The 17,568-nt window shown below is 63.8% G+C and carries 21 protein-coding genes; 12 read left to right on the top strand and 9 right to left on the bottom strand.

What is annotated here, in order from left to right:
* Window positions 1-465 precede the first annotated feature (465 nt).
* The gene (locus HMPREF3170_RS11115) at window positions 466-1,443 is read right to left on the bottom strand and encodes a pseudouridine synthase (protein ID WP_070479705.1); all 978 of its coding nucleotides are present in this window, start codon (window positions 1,441-1,443) and stop codon (window positions 466-468) included.
* A gap of 22 nt (window positions 1,444-1,465) precedes the next feature.
* Here HMPREF3170_RS11115 and HMPREF3170_RS11795 point away from each other — a divergent pair, with 22 nt between their 5' ends.
* From HMPREF3170_RS11795 to HMPREF3170_RS11100, 4 genes are all read left to right on the top strand, one after another.
* The gene (locus HMPREF3170_RS11795) at window positions 1,466-1,612 is read left to right on the top strand and encodes a hypothetical protein (protein WP_168156154.1); all 147 of its coding nucleotides are present in this window, start codon (window positions 1,466-1,468) and stop codon (window positions 1,610-1,612) included.
* 76 nt (window positions 1,613-1,688) lie between these two features.
* Complete coding sequence (locus HMPREF3170_RS11110; RefSeq protein WP_070361739.1) at window positions 1,689-2,582, top strand: universal stress protein; 894 nt, start codon at window positions 1,689-1,691, stop codon at window positions 2,580-2,582.
* 142 nt (window positions 2,583-2,724) lie between these two features.
* Complete coding sequence (locus HMPREF3170_RS11105) at window positions 2,725-2,994, top strand: GlsB/YeaQ/YmgE family stress response membrane protein (protein ID WP_070361740.1); 270 nt, start codon at window positions 2,725-2,727, stop codon at window positions 2,992-2,994.
* A 140-nt stretch (window positions 2,995-3,134) separates the two neighbouring features.
* On the top strand, window positions 3,135-3,767 hold the full coding sequence (locus HMPREF3170_RS11100) for a TetR/AcrR family transcriptional regulator (protein ID WP_070361741.1): 633 nt from the start codon (window positions 3,135-3,137) through the stop codon (window positions 3,765-3,767).
* On the opposite strand, the gene yidC is transcribed toward HMPREF3170_RS11100, so the two are convergent.
* Window positions 3,730-4,836: a membrane protein insertase YidC gene (gene yidC / locus HMPREF3170_RS11095; RefSeq protein WP_070479703.1), complete on the bottom strand. Its 1,107-nt coding sequence runs from the start codon at window positions 4,834-4,836 to the stop codon at window positions 3,730-3,732. The two genes, HMPREF3170_RS11100 and yidC, sit on opposite strands and share 38 nt — an antisense overlap.
* A 16-nt stretch (window positions 4,837-4,852) precedes the next feature.
* Between yidC and HMPREF3170_RS11090 the strand changes: the two genes are divergently transcribed.
* Both HMPREF3170_RS11090 and HMPREF3170_RS11790 read left to right on the top strand, forming a co-directional pair.
* The gene (locus HMPREF3170_RS11090; protein ID WP_070361743.1) at window positions 4,853-5,644 is read left to right on the top strand and encodes a class E sortase; all 792 of its coding nucleotides are present in this window, start codon (window positions 4,853-4,855) and stop codon (window positions 5,642-5,644) included.
* Window positions 5,645-5,647: 3 nt separating this feature from the next.
* On the top strand, window positions 5,648-5,800 hold the full coding sequence (locus tag HMPREF3170_RS11790; protein WP_168156155.1) for a hypothetical protein: 153 nt from the start codon (window positions 5,648-5,650) through the stop codon (window positions 5,798-5,800).
* A gap of 4 nt (window positions 5,801-5,804) precedes the next feature.
* Here HMPREF3170_RS11790 and HMPREF3170_RS11085 read toward each other — a convergent pair whose 3' ends face one another.
* Complete coding sequence (locus tag HMPREF3170_RS11085; RefSeq protein WP_083291002.1) at window positions 5,805-6,365, bottom strand: DUF2020 domain-containing protein; 561 nt, start codon at window positions 6,363-6,365, stop codon at window positions 5,805-5,807.
* Here HMPREF3170_RS11085 and HMPREF3170_RS11080 point away from each other — a divergent pair.
* Complete coding sequence (locus HMPREF3170_RS11080; RefSeq protein WP_070479701.1) at window positions 6,364-7,626, top strand: sensor histidine kinase; 1,263 nt, start codon at window positions 6,364-6,366, stop codon at window positions 7,624-7,626. The two genes, HMPREF3170_RS11085 and HMPREF3170_RS11080, sit on opposite strands and share 2 nt — an antisense overlap.
* The gene (locus HMPREF3170_RS11075; RefSeq protein WP_070361745.1) at window positions 7,623-8,261 is read left to right on the top strand and encodes a LuxR C-terminal-related transcriptional regulator; all 639 of its coding nucleotides are present in this window, start codon (window positions 7,623-7,625) and stop codon (window positions 8,259-8,261) included. Before HMPREF3170_RS11080 ends, HMPREF3170_RS11075 begins: the two co-directional genes overlap by 4 nt.
* Here HMPREF3170_RS11075 and HMPREF3170_RS11070 read toward each other — a convergent pair.
* Both HMPREF3170_RS11070 and HMPREF3170_RS11065 read right to left on the bottom strand, forming a co-directional pair.
* Window positions 8,258-8,578 (bottom strand): histone-like nucleoid-structuring protein Lsr2, encoded by a 321-nt coding sequence (locus HMPREF3170_RS11070; RefSeq protein WP_070361746.1) that lies wholly within the window; start codon window positions 8,576-8,578, stop codon window positions 8,258-8,260. The genes HMPREF3170_RS11075 and HMPREF3170_RS11070 overlap by 4 nt on opposite strands.
* Before the next feature lie 93 nt (window positions 8,579-8,671).
* Window positions 8,672-9,301, bottom strand: coding sequence for a DUF6474 family protein (locus HMPREF3170_RS11065; RefSeq protein WP_070361747.1), 630 nt, complete (start codon window positions 9,299-9,301; stop codon window positions 8,672-8,674).
* Window positions 9,302-9,387: 86 nt separating this feature from the next.
* Here HMPREF3170_RS11065 and HMPREF3170_RS11060 point away from each other — a divergent pair, with 86 nt between their 5' ends.
* Window positions 9,388-10,866 carry a TM0106 family RecB-like putative nuclease gene (locus tag HMPREF3170_RS11060; protein WP_246814979.1) on the top strand — a complete coding sequence of 493 codons (1,479 nt, stop codon included), beginning with the start codon at window positions 9,388-9,390 and terminating at the stop codon, window positions 10,864-10,866.
* A 24-nt stretch (window positions 10,867-10,890) separates the two neighbouring features.
* On the opposite strand, the gene HMPREF3170_RS11055 is transcribed toward HMPREF3170_RS11060, so the two are convergent.
* Window positions 10,891-12,066: an MFS transporter gene (locus HMPREF3170_RS11055; RefSeq protein WP_083291001.1), complete on the bottom strand. Its 1,176-nt coding sequence runs from the start codon at window positions 12,064-12,066 to the stop codon at window positions 10,891-10,893.
* A gap of 519 nt (window positions 12,067-12,585) precedes the next feature.
* Window positions 12,586-13,188, bottom strand: a complete 603-nt coding sequence (locus HMPREF3170_RS11050) for a superoxide dismutase (RefSeq protein WP_070361750.1) — start codon at window positions 13,186-13,188, stop codon at window positions 12,586-12,588.
* A gap of 83 nt (window positions 13,189-13,271) precedes the next feature.
* Between HMPREF3170_RS11050 and msrA the strand changes: the two genes are divergently transcribed.
* The 3 genes from msrA to HMPREF3170_RS11035 are packed head-to-tail and all read left to right on the top strand — an operon-like array spanning window position 13,272 to window position 15,567.
* Complete coding sequence (msrA, locus tag HMPREF3170_RS11045; RefSeq protein ID WP_070479696.1) at window positions 13,272-13,913, top strand: peptide-methionine (S)-S-oxide reductase MsrA; 642 nt, start codon at window positions 13,272-13,274, stop codon at window positions 13,911-13,913.
* Window positions 13,913-14,641 carry a glycerophosphodiester phosphodiesterase family protein gene (locus tag HMPREF3170_RS11040; RefSeq protein WP_070479694.1) on the top strand — a complete coding sequence of 243 codons (729 nt, stop codon included), beginning with the start codon at window positions 13,913-13,915 and terminating at the stop codon, window positions 14,639-14,641. Before msrA ends, HMPREF3170_RS11040 begins: the two co-directional genes overlap by 1 nt.
* A 20-nt stretch (window positions 14,642-14,661) precedes the next feature.
* Complete coding sequence (locus HMPREF3170_RS11035) at window positions 14,662-15,567, top strand: DUF5926 family protein (RefSeq protein WP_070479692.1); 906 nt, start codon at window positions 14,662-14,664, stop codon at window positions 15,565-15,567.
* 39 nt (window positions 15,568-15,606) lie between these two features.
* Here the strand turns inward: HMPREF3170_RS11035 and HMPREF3170_RS11030 are convergent, their stop codons facing one another.
* Together HMPREF3170_RS11030 and HMPREF3170_RS11025 are read right to left on the bottom strand one after the other, a co-directional pair.
* Window positions 15,607-16,869 (bottom strand): LCP family glycopolymer transferase, encoded by a 1,263-nt coding sequence (locus tag HMPREF3170_RS11030; RefSeq protein WP_083291000.1) that lies wholly within the window; start codon window positions 16,867-16,869, stop codon window positions 15,607-15,609.
* Window positions 16,866-17,561, bottom strand: a complete 696-nt coding sequence (locus HMPREF3170_RS11025; protein WP_070479691.1) for a CPBP family intramembrane glutamic endopeptidase — start codon at window positions 17,559-17,561, stop codon at window positions 16,866-16,868. The genes HMPREF3170_RS11030 and HMPREF3170_RS11025 overlap by 4 nt, the downstream gene beginning before the upstream one ends.
* Window positions 17,562-17,568: the final 7 nt, after the last annotated feature.

Raw genomic sequence — 17,568 nt, 5'->3', positions numbered from 1 at the left:
GCCGGCCTATAACTTCATTTTCTTGTGTGTGGTGAGTGTGTGTTGTTGTGGCACATACTCACCACACTTTTTTGTTTTGGTGGGGGTGTGCACCACGTGCGTGGGGGTGTGGTGTGGCTCGGGTGTGGGGGTGTGCGCACCAGATTCTTGCTTTGCCCTTAGTGCCAGTGTCGTTGTGTTTTACCAGTAGGTGTGTACGGCTTGCGGGAATGTGGTTTGTGGGATCCCAGGGGTGGTGACACAGGGACGCAGTTCTGTTGGTTGTTTGTGGTACACACCCAGGTTGTACAGGGGTGCGTGGTTTGTCATTGCGTGTATGGGTAGTACGGGTTGCTCGACACCAAATTTCCTTGCGCAGGGGGCGTGAGCTGGGGAAACGCCACCGCACAGTCTCGAAGACCCGGAATGTGGTGCACAGCTGCCTCGGCTACCGTTGGAGACACACTATTGGTACTCCGAGAGGGTTTATGGCCAGGGCACCGATGGGTCGGTCGTGAAGTGGACGGCCTTGCTGGAGAGCGGGTCGGTGAAGGCAACGGAAATGCATTCCAACAGCATTGGTTTGGTGAAGTCGTCCTCCCCAAAAGGATGTGGGACGGGGTAGATAGAGTCGCCGATGATGGGCACCCCGGCGTCCAACATCTGGATTCTCAGTTGGTGCGTGCGTCCACTGATCGGTTCGAGGAGATAGCGCCCGAGCGGTCCTTCCACTCCGTAGCGTTCTTGTAGCACTGTTTCCTCTTCTGACGGCAAACGGGACGCGCCAAGGAACATCGTTTCTGAATTGGGTTCCGCGCCGCGGACAATCTTGGAAGCAACTTCGCCGTGTTCTTTGACGATGTGATGCCGCCAAGGTCCGGCAGGTAGCGAAGGATCATAAGGAGCAACCGCGGAATACAGGCGGCGGACTTCTCGGCGGGCGAACATGTCCTGGTACGCCCCGCGGACTTCACGGCGCTTCGTCAGTAGCAACAATCCACTCGTCATGCGGTCGAGGCGATGCGCCGGTGTGAGCTCCTCGTTGCCGGTCTCGCGGCGAAGGCGGACGGTGAGGGTCTCCGTGATGTGGGCGGCGCGTGGCATCGTCGCCAAGAACGGCGGTTTGTTGACGACGAGGACGTTATCGTCTTCGAACACCACGGTGTGAGTAAACGGTACGGGAGTTTCGGGGGCGGGGCGTCGATAAAAGAAGACGTCTGTGCCTGGCTGCAAGATATCGTTGGGAGAGAGCGGGGTGCCGTCGCGCAGGACGACTTCGCCGACGGCGAAGCGCTGGAGGACGGCTGCGGCGTCGTCATCGGGGTGGCGGTGGCGCTGCCCCTTGATGACTTCGGTGAGGAAGTCGCCGGCGGTAATGGGGGCGTCGGGGACGCGGACTCGTGACGCGCCGAGGCCATCGCGCGGAGGCAGTGGCGGGGGCGACTTCCTTCGTTTTCTACTCATATCCTTTGCTAGATTAGTCGCTATGGATCTTGGAGCGATGTTGCAACCAGTACTGGCGTTCTTCAATGAAGGTATCGGGAAGGTGATCGCGGACGTGCTGCGAGCACTCTATGAGACGTTCTTCCCTGCGAACTCTGAGGGCGCGAAGCCCGTGGAAATTCCCAAATAAGGGCCACGATATCGATGTGGGTTTTGTCTACAATGGGGGTAGAAACTGCCTACCTTCTTGAGAAAGGGCGAAACACATGTCGAATGAAGAAATGGTCGTCGTAGCTGTGGACGGAAGCCCGGCTTCCCACAACGCGGTCCGCTGGGCGGCGAACACCGCCGCGAAGCGCGGCATCGCGCTGCAGCTGGCTGCAAGCTACACCATGCCGCAGTTCCTGTACGCGGAAGGGATGGTTCCGCCGAAGGAGCTGTTCGACGATCTGCAGAAGGAAACCATCCAGAAGGTCGAGGAAGCGCGTGACATCGCGCTTGAGGTCGCCCCAGATATCAAGATTGGGCACGCAATCGCGGAGGGATCCCCGATTGACATGCTGCTTGAGATGTCGCGTACCGCGACCATGATCGTGATGGGGTCGCGTGGCCTTGGCGGGCTTTCCGGGATGGTCCTCGGCTCTGTGTCTGGTGCGGTTGTCTCCCACGCAAGCTGCCCGGTTGTGGTGGTCCGCGAGGACAACAACGTGACGGAAGAGAATAAGTACGGCCCGGTCGTAGTCGGCGTTGATGGCTCTGAGGTTTCCCGCCATGCGACGGAGGTCGCCTTTGAGGAGGCGCACGCTCGCGGTGCGGAGTTGATTGCGGTGCACACGTGGATCGATACTCAGGTGCAGGGGCCGGGCGCTGGGTTCTCTGTCACGGACGAGCACTGGAAGGCTGTGCAGGAGGAGAAGGACGAGATCCTCAATGGCTACCTGGAGGACTCCGCCGCGAAGTACCCAGATGTGCAGATCCGCAAGGTGATTACGCGTGACCGTCCAGTCCGCGCGCTTACCGAGGCCGCTGAAGGCGCACAGCTCCTGGTCACCGGTTCCCACGGTCGTGGCGGGTTCAAGGGCATGCTGCTCGGCTCGACGTCGCGTGCGCTGCTGCAGTCCGCGCCGTGCCCGATGATGGTTGTTCGTCCGAACGACTAATCTCGCGGAACGCAACCAAGTCCCAGCGGTGCCGTTTCCAGATCGTTACCCGTTGGTGTCCGAATCGTAGTGGCATTATGCCCGAATGGGAGGCACCATGGTCAGTAGACATTAAACGATCGTTATAGAAGGAGACGTGCACATGCTGGGACTTGGCTTTTTCGGCTGGATTATTATCGGTGGACTTGCGGGCTGGATCGCTTCGAAGATTAAGGGCAAGGACGCCGATATGGGCATCGGCCTGAATATTATTGTCGGCATTATCGGTGGCCTGATTGGCGGCTGGTTGCTGGCGAAGTTCGGAGTGGACGTCGACAATGGCGGGCTCTGGTTTAGCTTCTTCACCTGCATCCTTGGTGCGGTGATCCTGCTGACCATCGTCAACTTTGTGAAAGGCAAACAACGCCAATAGCCAGTAGCGCGAAAAGCGCGTGATGTATGTACCGGCCGGAGGGACACACCCCCGGCCGGTATTTTTCTTTTCAGAAACTACGGTACGCGGTATGGTGAACGTACTGGTTTGTCTACTAGAGATTTTGGAGGAGCAGTCGCGTGAGCAGCGGTACAACCAGCAAGGCAAAGAGTGCTTCCAGGAGGCGGAATCGTCCCAGCCCCCGGCAGCGGCTGCTGGACGCCGCCACGAAACTCTTCCAAGAAGAAGGCATCCGCGTCATCGGTATTGACCGTATTTTGAGGGAGGCGGACGTCGCGAAGGCGTCGTTGTACTCTCTGCTTGGGTCGAAAGACAACCTGGTCATCGCGTACATTGAGCGGCTGGACGAGGAATACCGGCAGCGTTGGGCGGAGCGCACCGAGCACGTCTACGACGCGGATGGGAAGGTGCTGGCGTTCTTCGACATGGCGATTGAGGAGGAGCCGGACCGGGAATTCCGTGGCTCGCCGTTCCTGAACGCGGCGAACGAGTATCCGCGCCCGGACACGGAGTCGGAGGAACGCATCGTTGCGGCGTGTAAGAAGCACCGCCAGTGGATGTACGACACGATTACGCACCTGCTCAGCGTGAAGAACGGCTACAACTCGGCCTCGCAGACGAATGAGCTGCTGATCTTCCTCGACGGCGGACTGGCGGGAGCCCGCTTCGTGCGCGATACCGCGCCGCTGGAAACCGCTCGTTCGTTGGCGAAAGCTACGCTTGGGACTCCTCCTGCTGACTATTCGATTTAGCCTCCCGCTGCACTTTCGACCGCTCTTTCTCGATGGCCTTTTTGGCGCGCTTCTCGTCGCGCTTGGCCTCGGCTAGGGCGGATTTTTCTGCGCGGATGTCGCGGCGAACCGCTGGGATGGTCGTCGGTCGCACGAGCGCGCCAGCCTTCTTGCGGCGCCAGGCCCGTTTGCGCTCGCGCTTCTCCCGCTTCTTTTCGACGTACGCTTCGCGCGCCTCGCGTACATGGTTGCGGTGAATCTCTTCGGAGGGGAAACGCTTTACAAGCAACGCCCAGAGCAGAACGGTCTGTGAGGCGGTCCAGAAGTTGTTGACTACCCAGTACAGCAGTAGCGCGATCGGTACGAGGCCGAGCAGGCCCGCCGTGGTCAGGGACAGCGCAATGAAGGGGATCATCCAGTACAGGAACCGGTAGCTGCCGCGGGTGAACGCGTTTTCCCACTCGAGGGTGGTGCGGTTGCGGATCTGGGAGAGCAGCAGGTTGATGCTGGTGAAGCAGATGGCGGCGATGAGCATCGGTATGGCCAGGCCGCGAACGGCGTCGACCGTAGTGCCGAGGGAGGCAAACTGCTCTGGTGTCATGGAGACGTAGGCGGGGAGGGGGACGTCGAAAAGCGTGGTGTTGCGGAAGCTTTCGATCTCGTCTGGGGTGAGCAGGCCGATCCGGTGGGCGTCGCCGACGTCGGGGACGGCGAGCCAGTACAGCAGGCGGTACAGGCCGAAGAAGAACGGCAGCTGGATCATGGCGGGAACGCAGCCGGCGAGCGGGTTGTAGCCGTGCTCGCTGCGGAGTTTCTTGATGGCTTCGCGCTCCGCCTCGATGTCCTCGAGTGCGGTGGAGCTGCCGTAGCGGTCCGCGATGGCTTTCATGTGCGGGCGCATCATGTAGCTGGTGCGGCCTACCTTGTACGTCTTCCAGGAAAACGGTGCGATGGCGCCGCGCACTGTGATGACCAGCAGGATGATGGATGCGATCCAGGCGCCAGAGACGGGGGCGCCGAGGACGTCGGCGAGGAGCCAGTGCCAGAACTGCAGCACGGCGGATACGGGATAGACGAGGATTTCCATCATTCGCTAATGTTAGGCCATGGTTTACCAACAACCCAGACGCAAGGTGCGCGCCTCCCAGGTGTTCGGCGAGGTGCTGCTGACCATCGGGGCGTTGTTGTTGCTGTTCGCGTTTTACGAGTCCTATTGGACGAATATCGCTTCCGGCAAGATGCAGAACGAAGCGCAGGACACGTTGTCGGAGCAATGGAAGAACCCGCGCCAGCTGCGCGCGCCACAGCTTGGCGACGCATTCGCGCGCATGTACATTCCTGCGTTCGGGTCGGACTACCAGTTCGCCATCATCGAGGGCACCGACGAGAACGAGTTGTTGGTGGGTCCGGGCCGCTACCCGGACACGCAGATGCCGGGCGAGCCGGGCAACTTCGCGGTGGCGGGGCACCGCGTGGGCAAGGGCGCGCCGTTCAATGACCTTGGGGCGCTGAACAGCTGCGACGCCATCGTGGTGGAGACGCAGGATTCCTGGGTGACGTACCGCGTGCTGCCGATGGGCCTGGATCCGCAGGAACGCCGGGACGTGGCGGCGGGCTGCGTGCCAGCCGAGATCAACGAGCCGATCGCGACGGGCGAGTACCGCAACGTGGTGGGCAGGCACATTACGCTGCCGGGAGACGTGAACGTGATCAACCCGATCCCGGAGCAGCCCTCCATTGAGGTGCGCCCGGACATGCTGGGCATGATCACGCTGACCACGTGCCACCCGCAGTTTTCGAACGCGGAGCGCATGATCATCCACGCCGTGCAGACTGAGGTGCTGGCGAAAACACCGGGCGAGCAAACGCTGCCGCAGGCGATGTCGGAGGTGAAATAGACAATGTATGGAGCACTTTGGCGGATGCTGCCGGGGCCTACGCCGGTGAAGTGGCTGCTCGCGATCGTGATCGCGGTGGCCGTGTTCTTCCTGCTGATGGAAGTGGTGTTTCCGTGGGTGTCGGCACAGATGCCCTACAACGACGTTGCAGTGTAACGCCCTAGAGCTGCAGGTTCTTGATGGTCTCCTCGGCGACGAGCTGCGCCTTGATGGACTCGTCCTGGTTGGTGAACACGGTCACGGCGGTGTTGCCCTTGGCCACGGAGTAGGCGGCGCCGATCCGGTTGGGTACGGCCCCGCCGCCGTGGCGTCCGCCGTTCCACCCGGCTGGCTGGTTGGCGGGTTCGGTGTAGTCGATGGGTGTTGCCCAATCGACAACGGCCATGGCGTCCTCGGGGCTGTCCATGTGCCGCACGATGACGGTCAGCTGCGGCTCGGGCGGGTAGGACCAGAACTGGCAGGCTGGGGGGTCGAAGCGGGCGTCGATACCTACGCCGGTGACGCGCTGGCCGTTGGCGTCGGCGACCCAGTCGGTGTCGAGGTATGGGCAGGGCTGCCACGCGTTGCGGTCGGTGGCGGGCAGGGCGTCGAGAGGCAGGGCGGCTTGTTGCTTCTCGACGCCCCCTTCGCCCGCGGGCGCCGGATCCGGGTCGGGGGCGGCGCACCCGGCGAGGACGCCAAATGCCATGACTGCTGCGAGGGTGGGTAGTGTCAAACGCATGGGTTCCAGATTAGCTGTGTTGTCGCCGGGCCCCGGCGAAACCACTGAGGTGCCGGTAAACCGTTCTTTGGATATCGGTATCACGGTGTTGTCGGTGTCGCTGGTGCTGGTGTCGCTGGCGGCGCTGGCGCGGATGTCGCTGGATGAGGCGCTGCTGCACATCACTCTGGTGACGACGTTTTCTTTCCTCCTGTTCTACGGGATGACCGAGATGCACTACTGGGCAACCCCGGGCCGCGTGCTGTGGCTCGTGGGGCTGACCGGCGTGTGGATGCTGGACACGACGATCTCCGTGGTTGCGATGTACTGGGTGTTCATCCTGTTCTTCGTGTACATGCGGGCGTTCAACGACTGGCGAGGTATTGCCGGGGTTGCTGCTGGGCTTGTGATCACGGTGCTGGTACAGCTGCCGGATCATCTCACGCTGGGCAGCGTGTTGGGGCCGGCGCTGTCGGCGGTGGTGGTCCTGGCGATCAACTATGCCTTCACCACGATTACGAAGGTGAGCGACGAGCGCGCCGAGCTCATCAACGAGTTACTGGAGACACGCGAACAGCTAGCAACTACGGAGCGCGCAGCCGGTGTGGCGCAGGAGCGGGAACGGCTCGCGCACGAGATTCACGACACGGTGGCGCAGAACCTGTCCTCGATCCAGATGCTGCTGCACGCCGCGGAGCGCGACCTGTTGGCAACGGACCTTTCGGGGGAAGAGCTGGCGGCGCCGTTGAAGAGGATGGAGACGGCACGTAGGGCGGCGTCGAGAAACTTGGCGGAGACCCGTGCGATTATTGCGGCGCTGACGCCGGCGCCGCTGAGCACGACGTCGCTGGAGGAGGCACTGCGGCGCATCGCGGCGGACTTCGGTACGACGGGCGACATGGACATCGAGGTGGAGGTCGACGGTGAGCCGCAGCAGCTGCCAATGCGCATCGAGGCCGGCCTGCTGCGTATTACGCAGGGCGCGGTGTCGAACGCGGTGAAGCACTCCGAGGCGAGCCGCATGCGCATCACGCTGACGTTTGGGGATGACGAGGTCCGCCTTGATGTGGTGGACAACGGCAAGGGCTTCGACGTAGCGAGCCAGGCCAAAAAGCCCTCAGGGTTAGGCCATTTGGGCCTCGATGCCATGCGTTCTCGGGCCGAGGAATTGGGCGGTGAGCTGGCAATTGAGTCCCAGCCCGGCGGGCCGACAGCGCTTTCTGTGGCGGTACCGAGTAGTATCAAACAAAAGACTGACCAGGTGGAGAGGAAAACTTCATGATTCGTGTGTTGCTGGCTGATGACCATGAGATCGTCCGGCTGGGGCTTCGGGCCGTGCTCGAGGAGGCCGAAGACATTATGGTCGTCGGCGAAGTTGCCACAGCTGAGGGCGCGATCGCGATGGCGCAGGCCGGTGGCATCGACGTGATTTTGATGGACCTCCGCTTCGGCGCGGGCGTCGAGGGCACCCGCGTGACCACGGGCGCGCAGGCAACGGCGCAGATCATCGCCTCGATGACGAACCCGCCGAAGGTGCTCATGGTGACCAACTACGACACCGACGCCGACATCCTCGGCGCGATCGAGGCCGGAGCCGTCGGCTACCTGCTGAAGGACGCCCCGCCGGAGGAGCTCGTCGCCGCGGTGCGCTCCACCGCGCGTGGCGACGCCACCATGTCCCCGGTGGTGCGCGAGCGCCTCGAGACGCGCGACCGCACTCCGCGCTCCTCGCTCACGCCGCGTGAGCTGGAGGTGCTGCAGTTGGTGGCGGCGGGGTCGTCGAATAGGGAGATTGGCACGGAGCTCATGCTTTCTGAGGCGACCGTGAAGTCCCACCTCGTGCACATTTACGACAAGTTGGGTGTGCGTTCCCGTACTTCCGCCGTGGCATCGGCGCGCGAGCAGGGCGTGCTCTAGTAGTAGGGGTGGGCTTCGTGGAATGCTTCCACGATGCCGAGGGGGATCTTGCCGCGGTTGGCAATGGGCAGGCCTTCGGTCTGCGCCCAACGGCGGATCTCGGCGGGGTCAAGGGCCCGATCGGTCGCGTCGCACGCCTCCCTGGCTGCTTCGACGTACGGCTTGAGCTGCGCCAGGAAGCGCTCCGCGTTCTCCGGCTTGAGGTCCAGCACGTAATTCTTCCCCTGTAACCCGAAGCGGATCACGCGAACATCCGCCTCGTGCAGGGGCGTGTGGTCCAGGTCGTCGAAAAACTGGGTGATATTTTGCCGGGCCATGAAGGCTGTCCTTTCTCCGGTACTCCCAAGAGCGATACTTGGGAGTAGTGCTCGCGTTTGGAGGAAGTCTAGCAAATACTTTGGCCGATAATACTAATTAAGTTTCTTCTGCACTTCCGCGGACAGTTTCTGCAGGTCTTCATCAATAGAGTTGTGTGCCAGGCGCTGCTGTACCGGGTTCATGTGCTCGGCGTTTTCCACCGCGGTCTGCAGCTCCGCGAGGCGGACCTTCGCGTCGGTGGCGAAGCCCTTCGGCAGCTCGGCGGTCTTGACCTGGCCCTCGAGGGCGTCGACGCGCGACTTCAGCTGCCCGCCGCGCTCAGAAAAGCGCGAGACCTCCTGGGAGGACAGGCCGACGCTCTGCGCGCGCTGCTGCACCTGCTTTTGCTGGTAGGACGTCCAGCCCTTGTAGAACAGCGGCAACAGCACCGGCAGGAGCAGACGGGTCGCGCCGAGCCACTGCTTGGCTTTCTTCTTCGTAATGCCGGACTCCTCAATGCGCTGCAGATGTGCCTTCGCTAGCCGCTCCTCGTGCTTGCGCTTCTGCTTCAGGCCCTGCTTCTCTGCCTTCAGCAGGCGCTTCTCGGCCTTGTCCAGCAGCTTTGCGGTGCGGAAGTCCTGCTTCGCCTCCTCCTTGGCAAGCTTGCGGGCGTGCGCCTGCGCGGCCTTAATCTCAGCCTTGGCCTTCGTGCGTGCTTTCCGGATGGATTTGAACAGTCCCATGCGAGTTAACTCCTTTACGCTTCAGCGTTCGTTTGGACACCAACCTTACCTGTTTCTCCACTGCGCCTAGTAGAATATTGCCCATTGTGAGTACGTCGAAGCAGCAGGATGGCACACGCATGCGGCCGTCGGATCTTGTGGGGTGCCGCTTCCGGTTCCGCCGGAGGTGCCAGCTCCCGGACTACCCGTCGCGCGAGGAGGCCGAGGCGCACCTGCCGCAGCGCATCGCAGTGCAGGAGGCGGTACTCGCCCAGCTGCCTACTAAGCCAGCGCTTGGCGACGGCCGGCGCCGCCTCTTCACCCGCGCCGACGCCGCGGACGCCACCACCGAGGGCGTCTTCGACCTGATGCGCCGCGGCACCCACCTGATCACGCGGGCGACGCTCCATGGGGACATCGCCGGGGTGGCGGTCGAGGTGGACGTCGACATCCTGGTGCGCACCGCCGACGGGTACGTGCCAGTGATCATCTCGAACCACAGAGTCGCGCGCACGCACCCGACCTCGACGCTGCAGGCCGTGCCGGTTGGGCGCCTCGGGCTGGGGGCACCACTGCGGGTAGCGGGCAAGTACCGCCACCACACCATCGACGGCTACCGGCTAGCCATGGCGCACCTCCTGCTCGGGGAGCGCTCCGCGGGCCGCGGCGGCGTCATTGGGCAGGATAGGTCGCTGGCGTACGGAGTGGACGTCGAAAAGTATGTCGCGCCGCTGCTGCTCGCGCTCGCCGAGCCCACGCCCGAGCACCCAACCCGCTACAAACAGTGCGCCACCTGCAGGTTCTGGCCACTGTGCCTGCCTGAGCTCGAGGCGCGCGACGACATCTCGCTGGTGCTACCCGGCGGCAAGGGTGACCGCTTCCGCGCCCAGGGCATCACGACGGTCCAACAGCTTATCGACGCCCAGCTCGGCGAACCTTCCCGCATCGCCGAAGCCTGGCGCGCCGGGATCCCCCTGCTCAGGAGACCGGGACCGATCGGTATTCGCCGCGCGGACGTCGAGATCGACATCGACATGGAGTCCTACATGGACCAAGGCGCCTACCTGTGGGGCACCTTCGACGGCGAGCGCTACCGGCCGTTCGTGACGTGGGAGGAAGTCGGCGGCGACGCGGAGGAAGCCAACTTCGGTGCGTTCTGGCGCTGGCTCCTCGACCAGCGTGCCCAAGCCCACGCGGAAGGCAAAACGTTTGCCGCCTACTGCTACGCCGCCGCCGGCGAAAACCACTGGCTGCGCATGTCCGCGCAGCGCTTCGCCAGCATCGACGCCAAGGAAGTCCAGGAGTTCATCGCTTCCGACGAATGGGTCGACGTGTTCGCGGCGGTGCGCAAGCACCTCGTCGGCACCGACGGGCTGGGGCTGAAAGTGCTCGGGCCCATCGTCGGCTTCCACTGGGAGGACGACGACATGGACGGCGAAGCCTCCATCGACCGCCGCTTCGCCGCCGTCCGCGGCGACGAGGACGCAAAACAGACCCTACTGCAGTACAACGAAGACGACTGCCGGGCCACCCGTGCCGTCCGCGAATTCCTTGCCGCCGACGCCCCCGGCATCCCTTTGCTCTAGCTTTGGGGTTTAGCGCCTGGTGTTTTAACGCCTAGTGTTGCGGGCCACCGCCGCGGTAATCAGCACCAGCACCACAACGAGGCAGGCCAGCACCATCGTGAACCCGGCCCAAGGCAGCAGCTCGTACACCCAGCCCGACGCCGCCCCCACCATAGAGGACCCCATGTAGTACCAGAACACGTACATGCTGGACGCCTCCGCGCGGTCGCGCTCCGCGATGATGCCCACCCACGCAGAAGCCGTCGAGTGCATCGCGAAGAAGCTCGCCGTAAACACCAGCAGACCGGCCAGCAGCGCCACCAGGTTCGGTATCGCTGCCAGTACCAGCCCCGCAACCATCAGCGACGCCCCGCCAATCACCACGTGCCCGCGACCGTACTTGCCCACCAGCGCACCAGCACGCGACGCCGACCACGTTCCCGACAGGTACAGCAAAAACGCCAGCCCCACCAGCGACGGCGGCAGGCCAAAGTAGTCAATCGCGCGGAACCCCAGGTAGTTGTACAGGGAAACGAACACTCCCATCCCGATGAACGCCGTCGCACATAGCGCCAGAATCCGCGGGTTCCTCGCGTGCCGAACCATCGCGCGGAACTCATTACCCGGCCGCAGCTTCGCCTTCGGCGTGAAGTTCCGCTGCGCAGGAAGCAGGATCGCCGTTGCAATCGCCAGTGCAAGCGCCGTCACGCTACTGGCCGCGAGCGCCCACCGCCACGACGTGACCGCCAGCAACCCCGTCGGGATCAACCTACCCGTCAGCCCGCCGATTGTGTTGCCGGCGATGTACAAGCCCATCGCGCCGGGCAGGTCCTTGGCGTCGAGCTCCTCGGAGAGCCAGGTCATCGCAACGGCCGGGGTGCCGGCGATCGCGACGCCTTGCAGGGCGCGCAGGAGCACCAGCTGTTCCATCGACTGTGCCAGCGGCAATAACAGCCCAATGCCCGTTGCCACCAGCGCCGACACGATCAGCACGCGTCCGCGCCCATACTTCTCCGAAAGTATCGACGCCGGCACCACACACAGCGCCAACCCTCCCGTCGCCGCCGACACCGTCAGCGCCGTCGTGGACGGGGAAGCGTCGAACGCCTCCGCCAGGGTGGGGAGTAGCGCCTGGGTGGCGTAGAGGGCGTTAAAGATTCCGAGCCCGGCGAGCAGCATCGCAATCGTTGCGCGACGATACTCCGGGCTCCCTTTCTTCATGCTCCATATCCTGGCACTTTGTGGCGGGGACCTCAAGGAGCGTTCTAGATTGCTGCACCACATTCCTGTTTTCTGGTGGGCGGATTTGTAAAAGCCCATGTCGGTTTGTGTGCGTGGTGGAATGTGGTGCGCAGGTCGTGAGACGGCCACCCGAAAACCGCTCCCGTCGACCTCTTTCGGTCGACCAACCCTGGTCAGCGCAAAATCGACAAAACGTACCAAAATGACCGAAAACGCCGTGACCTGCATCGGTCGACCGGAGCAGGTCGACCGGAACGCAGAACCGCCGAAACAGGGAACAGGCCCAGCTAACCCCGCTCCCTACCCCCTCTTGCGCGGCAGGTTAGCCTACCCTAATATTCCTAGTGGGTCCTGGTTCCTTCAACGGACTCGTCGTGAATACAGATAAACCCGCCGTGTTTCATACCCCTGTATGAAACACGGCGGGTGGCCATGTAAAGCGCTCCTCGCGAGAGCGCCTTTAATCTAACAGAATTACATGGCGTTGTCTATACCGACTTACTTGGAAGCCGCTGCGAAGCGCTCGTTGACGTCGTCCCAGTTGACAACGTTCCACCAAGCCTTGACGTAATCGCCCTTGACGTTCTTGTACTGCAGGTAGAAGGCGTGCTCCCACATGTCGAGCATCAGCAGTGGGGTGAAGTCAACGGAGATGTTGCCCTGCTGGTCGGTGAGTTGCTCGATGATGAGGCGGCCTGCGATGTGGTCGTAACCCAGGACTGCCCAGCCGGAGCCGTGCAGGCTGGTTGCAACGCCGGAGAAGTGTGCCTGGAACTTCTCGAAGGAACCGAAGTCGCGGTCGATTGCCTCGGCGATTGCGCCGGTTGGTGCGCCGCCTGCGTTCGGTGCCATGTTCTTCCAGAAGATGGAGTGGTTGGTGTGGCCACCCAGGTTAAATGCCAGGTTCTTGGACAGTGCACGCAGCTTGTCCGGGTTGGCGTCGCCGTTGCGCTCTGCTTCGAGGGCCTCGAGGGCGGCGTTTGCGCCAGCGACGTAGTTCGCGTGGTGCTTGTCGTGGTGCAGCTCCATAATCTCGGCCGAGATATGTGGCTCGAGTGCGTCGTATGCGTATGGGAGCTCTGGAAGTTCGTAAACAGCCATTGTCAGTTCCTTTCGTTTGGGGTTGGTGACGTGCCCCATAATAGACAAGAATCACATTCCCGCAATGGCGTACGCTGATTTTTATGGGTTTCTTGTTTGCACCGGAGCCGAAGCTGGTTCCTGAAGATCGCACGTTGCCGGGTCGTGATGAGCCGGTGTTGGCGCATCCGCGTCCGCATGCTGTGTTGGGGACGCCGATTACTGGTCCGTGGCGCGAGGGCCAGCGCCGCTTGCTGGTGGGTATTGGGTGTTTTTGGGGTGCTGAGAAGATGTTTTGGCAGATGGAGGGGGTGGAGTCGACGTCGGTTGGGTATGGCGGGGGCGTGACGCCGAACCCGACGTATCGGGAGGTGTGCAGTGGGCAGACGAACCACGTTGAGCTGGTGGAGGTGGTCTACGACCCGGAGCGCGTCTCGTTGAAGGAGTTGGTGCGTGCGGCGCTTGAGGTGCACGACCCGACGCAGGGTTTCCGTCAGGGCAATGATGTGGGGACGCAGTACCGCTCGGCGTTCTTCACCGACACGGAGCACGAGGCGCAGGACATCAAAGGGTGGGTTGCGCACTACGGTGAGCAGCTTGTCGACGCCGGCTTTGCCCCAATTACGACTGAGGTGGGGTGGGGCGTCGATTATTACTTGGCGGAGGATGAGCACCAGCAGTATCTGCACAAGGTGCCGAACGGGTACTGCCCGCACCACTCGACCGGCGTGGAGTGTGGAATCTAATGTTGCCGAAGATTGTGGCGCATCGTGGATTCTCGGCGATGTACCCGGAGTCGACGCACCTGGCGTTCGAGGCTGGCCTGAAGCTGCCGATTCACGGCGTGGAGTGCGATGTGCGGCTGACGCGCGACGGGCGGCTGGTGGTGTTCCATGACGGACTGGTGGACCGCACGACGGACGGGATGGGGCGCGTGTCCACGATGGACTTCTGCGACCTGCGCGAGCTGAACTGCGGCACGAAGGAGTGCCCGCAGCAGGTGATGCTGCTCGAAGAGCTGCTCGAGCTGCTGCAGGACTACCCGGACAAGCACCTTTATATTGAGACGAAGCACCCGACGCGCTACGGCCCCGAGGTGGACGAGGCGACATTTCGGGCGCTGGCGTACGCGGGCATGCTGGATTCGGAGCAGGTCACAATCATTTCCTTCTCGCATAAGGCGGTGCGGTATTTCACGCGGATGGCGCCGGACCTGCTCACGTATTACCTGTTCCGGCTGCGTGAAGCGAAGTGGAACCCGAAGTCCGTGATGCTTTCGAGCCCGTACGGGATTGGGCCGGGGTTGGCGCATGTGCAGCGGCGCCCGGAGCTGATCGGCAAGTATGGATGCCCGACGTACGTGTGGACGGTCAACGACCCGAAGGATATGCGGTGGTGTGCCGAACACGGCATCGATGCGATCGCGACCGACCACCCACAGTTGGCGCTGCAGACGTACGCAGGGCTGCTGTAGCGCCTGTACGATGTGTGTCTATGGCTAAAAAGAACCGTAGAAAGCAAGAGAATCTCCCAGAGGGAATGAGCCGCCGCCAGGCGAAACTCGCTGCCCGCGCCGCTGAGCGCGAGGCGCTGCAGAAGGACCCACGCCCGTACGAGGGCCTGGCCGCTGAGGCCGAGTTGGTGGCGCTGCAGGAGTTCGTGCCGTCCGCGACCGCGCAGGTGATCGTGAAGGACACCCCGGTGCAGCTGGTGACGGTGCTGCCAGGCGCCGTTGCGGCGATGGTGCGCGAGGGCGGCGAGCGCCTGGTCGCGCTGCAGGTTGCTGCGCACTCCCAGAACCCGGGCCGTGACCTCGCGTACGCCCTGAACTGGGTGCTGAGTGCCAAGGAGGGCGAGCAGCTCCAGTCCACCGCGGCCGACGGCCAGCAGCCGACCCTGAAGGACATCTTCCCGGTTGACGCCGCCTTGGACGTCACCTCCTACGACGACTTCTCCTGGTGGTTCCCGGAGGATGCCCAGGTTCCGCCGCAGATTCAGCAGGCGATGGCGGCCGCGAACGACGCCGTCATCCCGTCCGTCGAGGTCAAGTCGGACGCGCCGGGCGCCGTGTGGTGGGTCAACCCGGGCGGCGGCAAGGCCCACATCCGCTGGGTGCGCACCGAGGATAACGAGAGCCAGATGCTCTCGGCGCTGGCGCGCATCGCGGCGCGCGGTGAGCTCAACCTGGGTGAAGGCACGAAGTTCGCTGGCGCGTTCCGCACCCATGGTGTTGTGGTCCCGGTGTGGGACCTGGACCCGGCGGTGGAGCCTGCGTCCTACGCGGATGCGTTGGTGGCGCTGAACAAGGCCATCGAGGCCGAGTACGCGAACGAGGCCCAGCTCAGCGCCGACGAGCGCAAGCAGCTGGACAACATCAAGTCCCGCCAGGTCACCATCTAAACAGAGGGCGACCGGGCTACACGGGGGCTATTCGGGGGCCTACCTGAGTGACGAGAAGAGCTGCTCGGCAGCGACCTCGTCCCACAGGATCACGTTGCCGACGTCCGCGTCCATAAACCCGCCCACCGGGATGGTTTCCGTGTTCAGACCCATGCTGAACGCCAGCCCGATGCGGGCCAGGTTCCATACGTGGTCCTTGCTGCCCACGGTGAACATGGCCGGGGCGGTCCACAGCAGTGGCAGCGCCCGGAACGGGTTGAGCAGCACGCCGGGAGAGAGGATGCGGCTGGTCAGGGCGCCGAGGAACTCGCGCTGGCGCCCGACGCGGTCCAGGTCGCCCTGGGCGGTGGCGCGGGTGCGCACGTACCCAAGGCCGGTCGCGCCGTCCATCGTTTGGCAGCCGGGCTCGACGAACAGGTTGGCCAGCGGGTCCTGGATGGGCTCCGCCACGCAGATTTCTACGCCGCCGACGGCGTCGACGATGTTTGCCAACCCACCCATGCCGATTTCCGCGTAGCGGTCCACACGCAGGCCAGTGGCCTGCTCAACGGTCTGGATGAGCAGCTGCGGGCCGCCGTAGGCGAACGCCGCGTTGATCTTTTCCTGCCCGTAGCCGGGCACGGCCACATAGGAGTCGCGCGGGATGGACACCAGCGTCGCCTTCCCGAACAGCGGCAGGTGCAGCAGCATGATCGTGTCGGTGCGGGTGGTGCCCAGGTCGCCGCCGGTGCCGAGGCGCGCCGCGTCCTCCTCGCTCAGGCCCGTGCGCGAGTCGGACCCGACGAGCAGCCAGTTCGTGCCCGAGGTGTTCGCGATGCGCTCGGCGGGCAGGGCGTCGACGCGGGAGAGTCGGGCGTCGACAAGGAAGGTGAGGGCGAGCAGCACCACGAGGAGGGCGGCGAGCAGACGGCCGCAGCCACCTTTTCGACGCCCCCTCCGCCGCTGCGTGCGCTGCCGTGGGGGTCGCTGTGGCCGCTGCGTGACCTGCATCGGGACGTGCTCGCGCTCCGGGCGCTGCTGCGGCGGCCTGTGCTGCGCTGGACGTTGCTGCGCCGGGTACTGGCGCGGCCGGTATTCGCGCGGTTCGTAGTCGCGCGGGTTGTACTGTCGTGTTTCCTGCGGCTCGCGCCGCTCCGGCCGGATGGCTGGCCGTTCCTGCCAGGCAGGGGGCCGTTGCTGCTCCCGCTGCGGGCGACGCTTCCGGATGGGGCGTCCGTAGCGGTCCACGAGCGGTTGGCCGTCCCTGCCAAGCACGAAGTCCTCGAGGTTATCCCGGGGATCGTTGGAATGCGGCGTATTCATGGCAACAGTGTAGACGGCAGGAGTGGGTAGGCGAGAAAAGCGACGGCGTCGATAAGGAAGTGTGCGAGGATGAGTGGCCAGACTTTGCCGGTGCGGTGGTAGTAGTAGGCGAAGACGGCGCCCATCGCGAGGTTGCCGAAGCCCGCGGAAACCCCCTGGTAGAGGTGGTAGGAGCCGCGCAGGATCGCGGAGGCGGCGATCGTGGCGGGTACCGACCAGCGCATCTGCCGCAGCCGGGTGCAGAGGTACATCACCACCACGACTTCCTCGGCGAACCCGTTGGCGAACGCCCACAAGAGGGAGGTGGGGATCTGGACGGCCTCGGTGGTGGGGATGACTACCTTGGACCAGCCGAAGTGCACCGCCCCGATGTAGAGCGCCAGCCCCGGGATACCGATAAGGGCCGCGAACCCGGCGCCGCGCAGCCAGTCGCGCCACTTCGGCGCCACCCATGCGGTGCCCAGCAGATACCACGCCAGGCCGCCCCACCCGATGAGCGAAAGGGCTGAGACCGCCTGGAGCGCCACGTCGAGCCAGCCGATGGAGCTCGCCTGGGAGTAGAGCGTCGTCGATTGCTCGTTGAGGGGCGCCTGCAACAGCGAGTCGACTAGACGCAGCGCGGCGCGCAGCCCGCTGGCGCCGAAGGTGACGGCCAGCACAAGGAGGACTTCGACGCGGTACCGAGTGTGCATGCAGGCT

The organism is Corynebacterium sp. HMSC08D02, assembly GCF_001807505.1.
GTDB classification, from domain to species: domain Bacteria; phylum Actinomycetota; class Actinomycetes; order Mycobacteriales; family Mycobacteriaceae; genus Corynebacterium; species Corynebacterium pseudogenitalium.
This window is presented reverse-complemented; position numbering and strand designations above follow the sequence as displayed.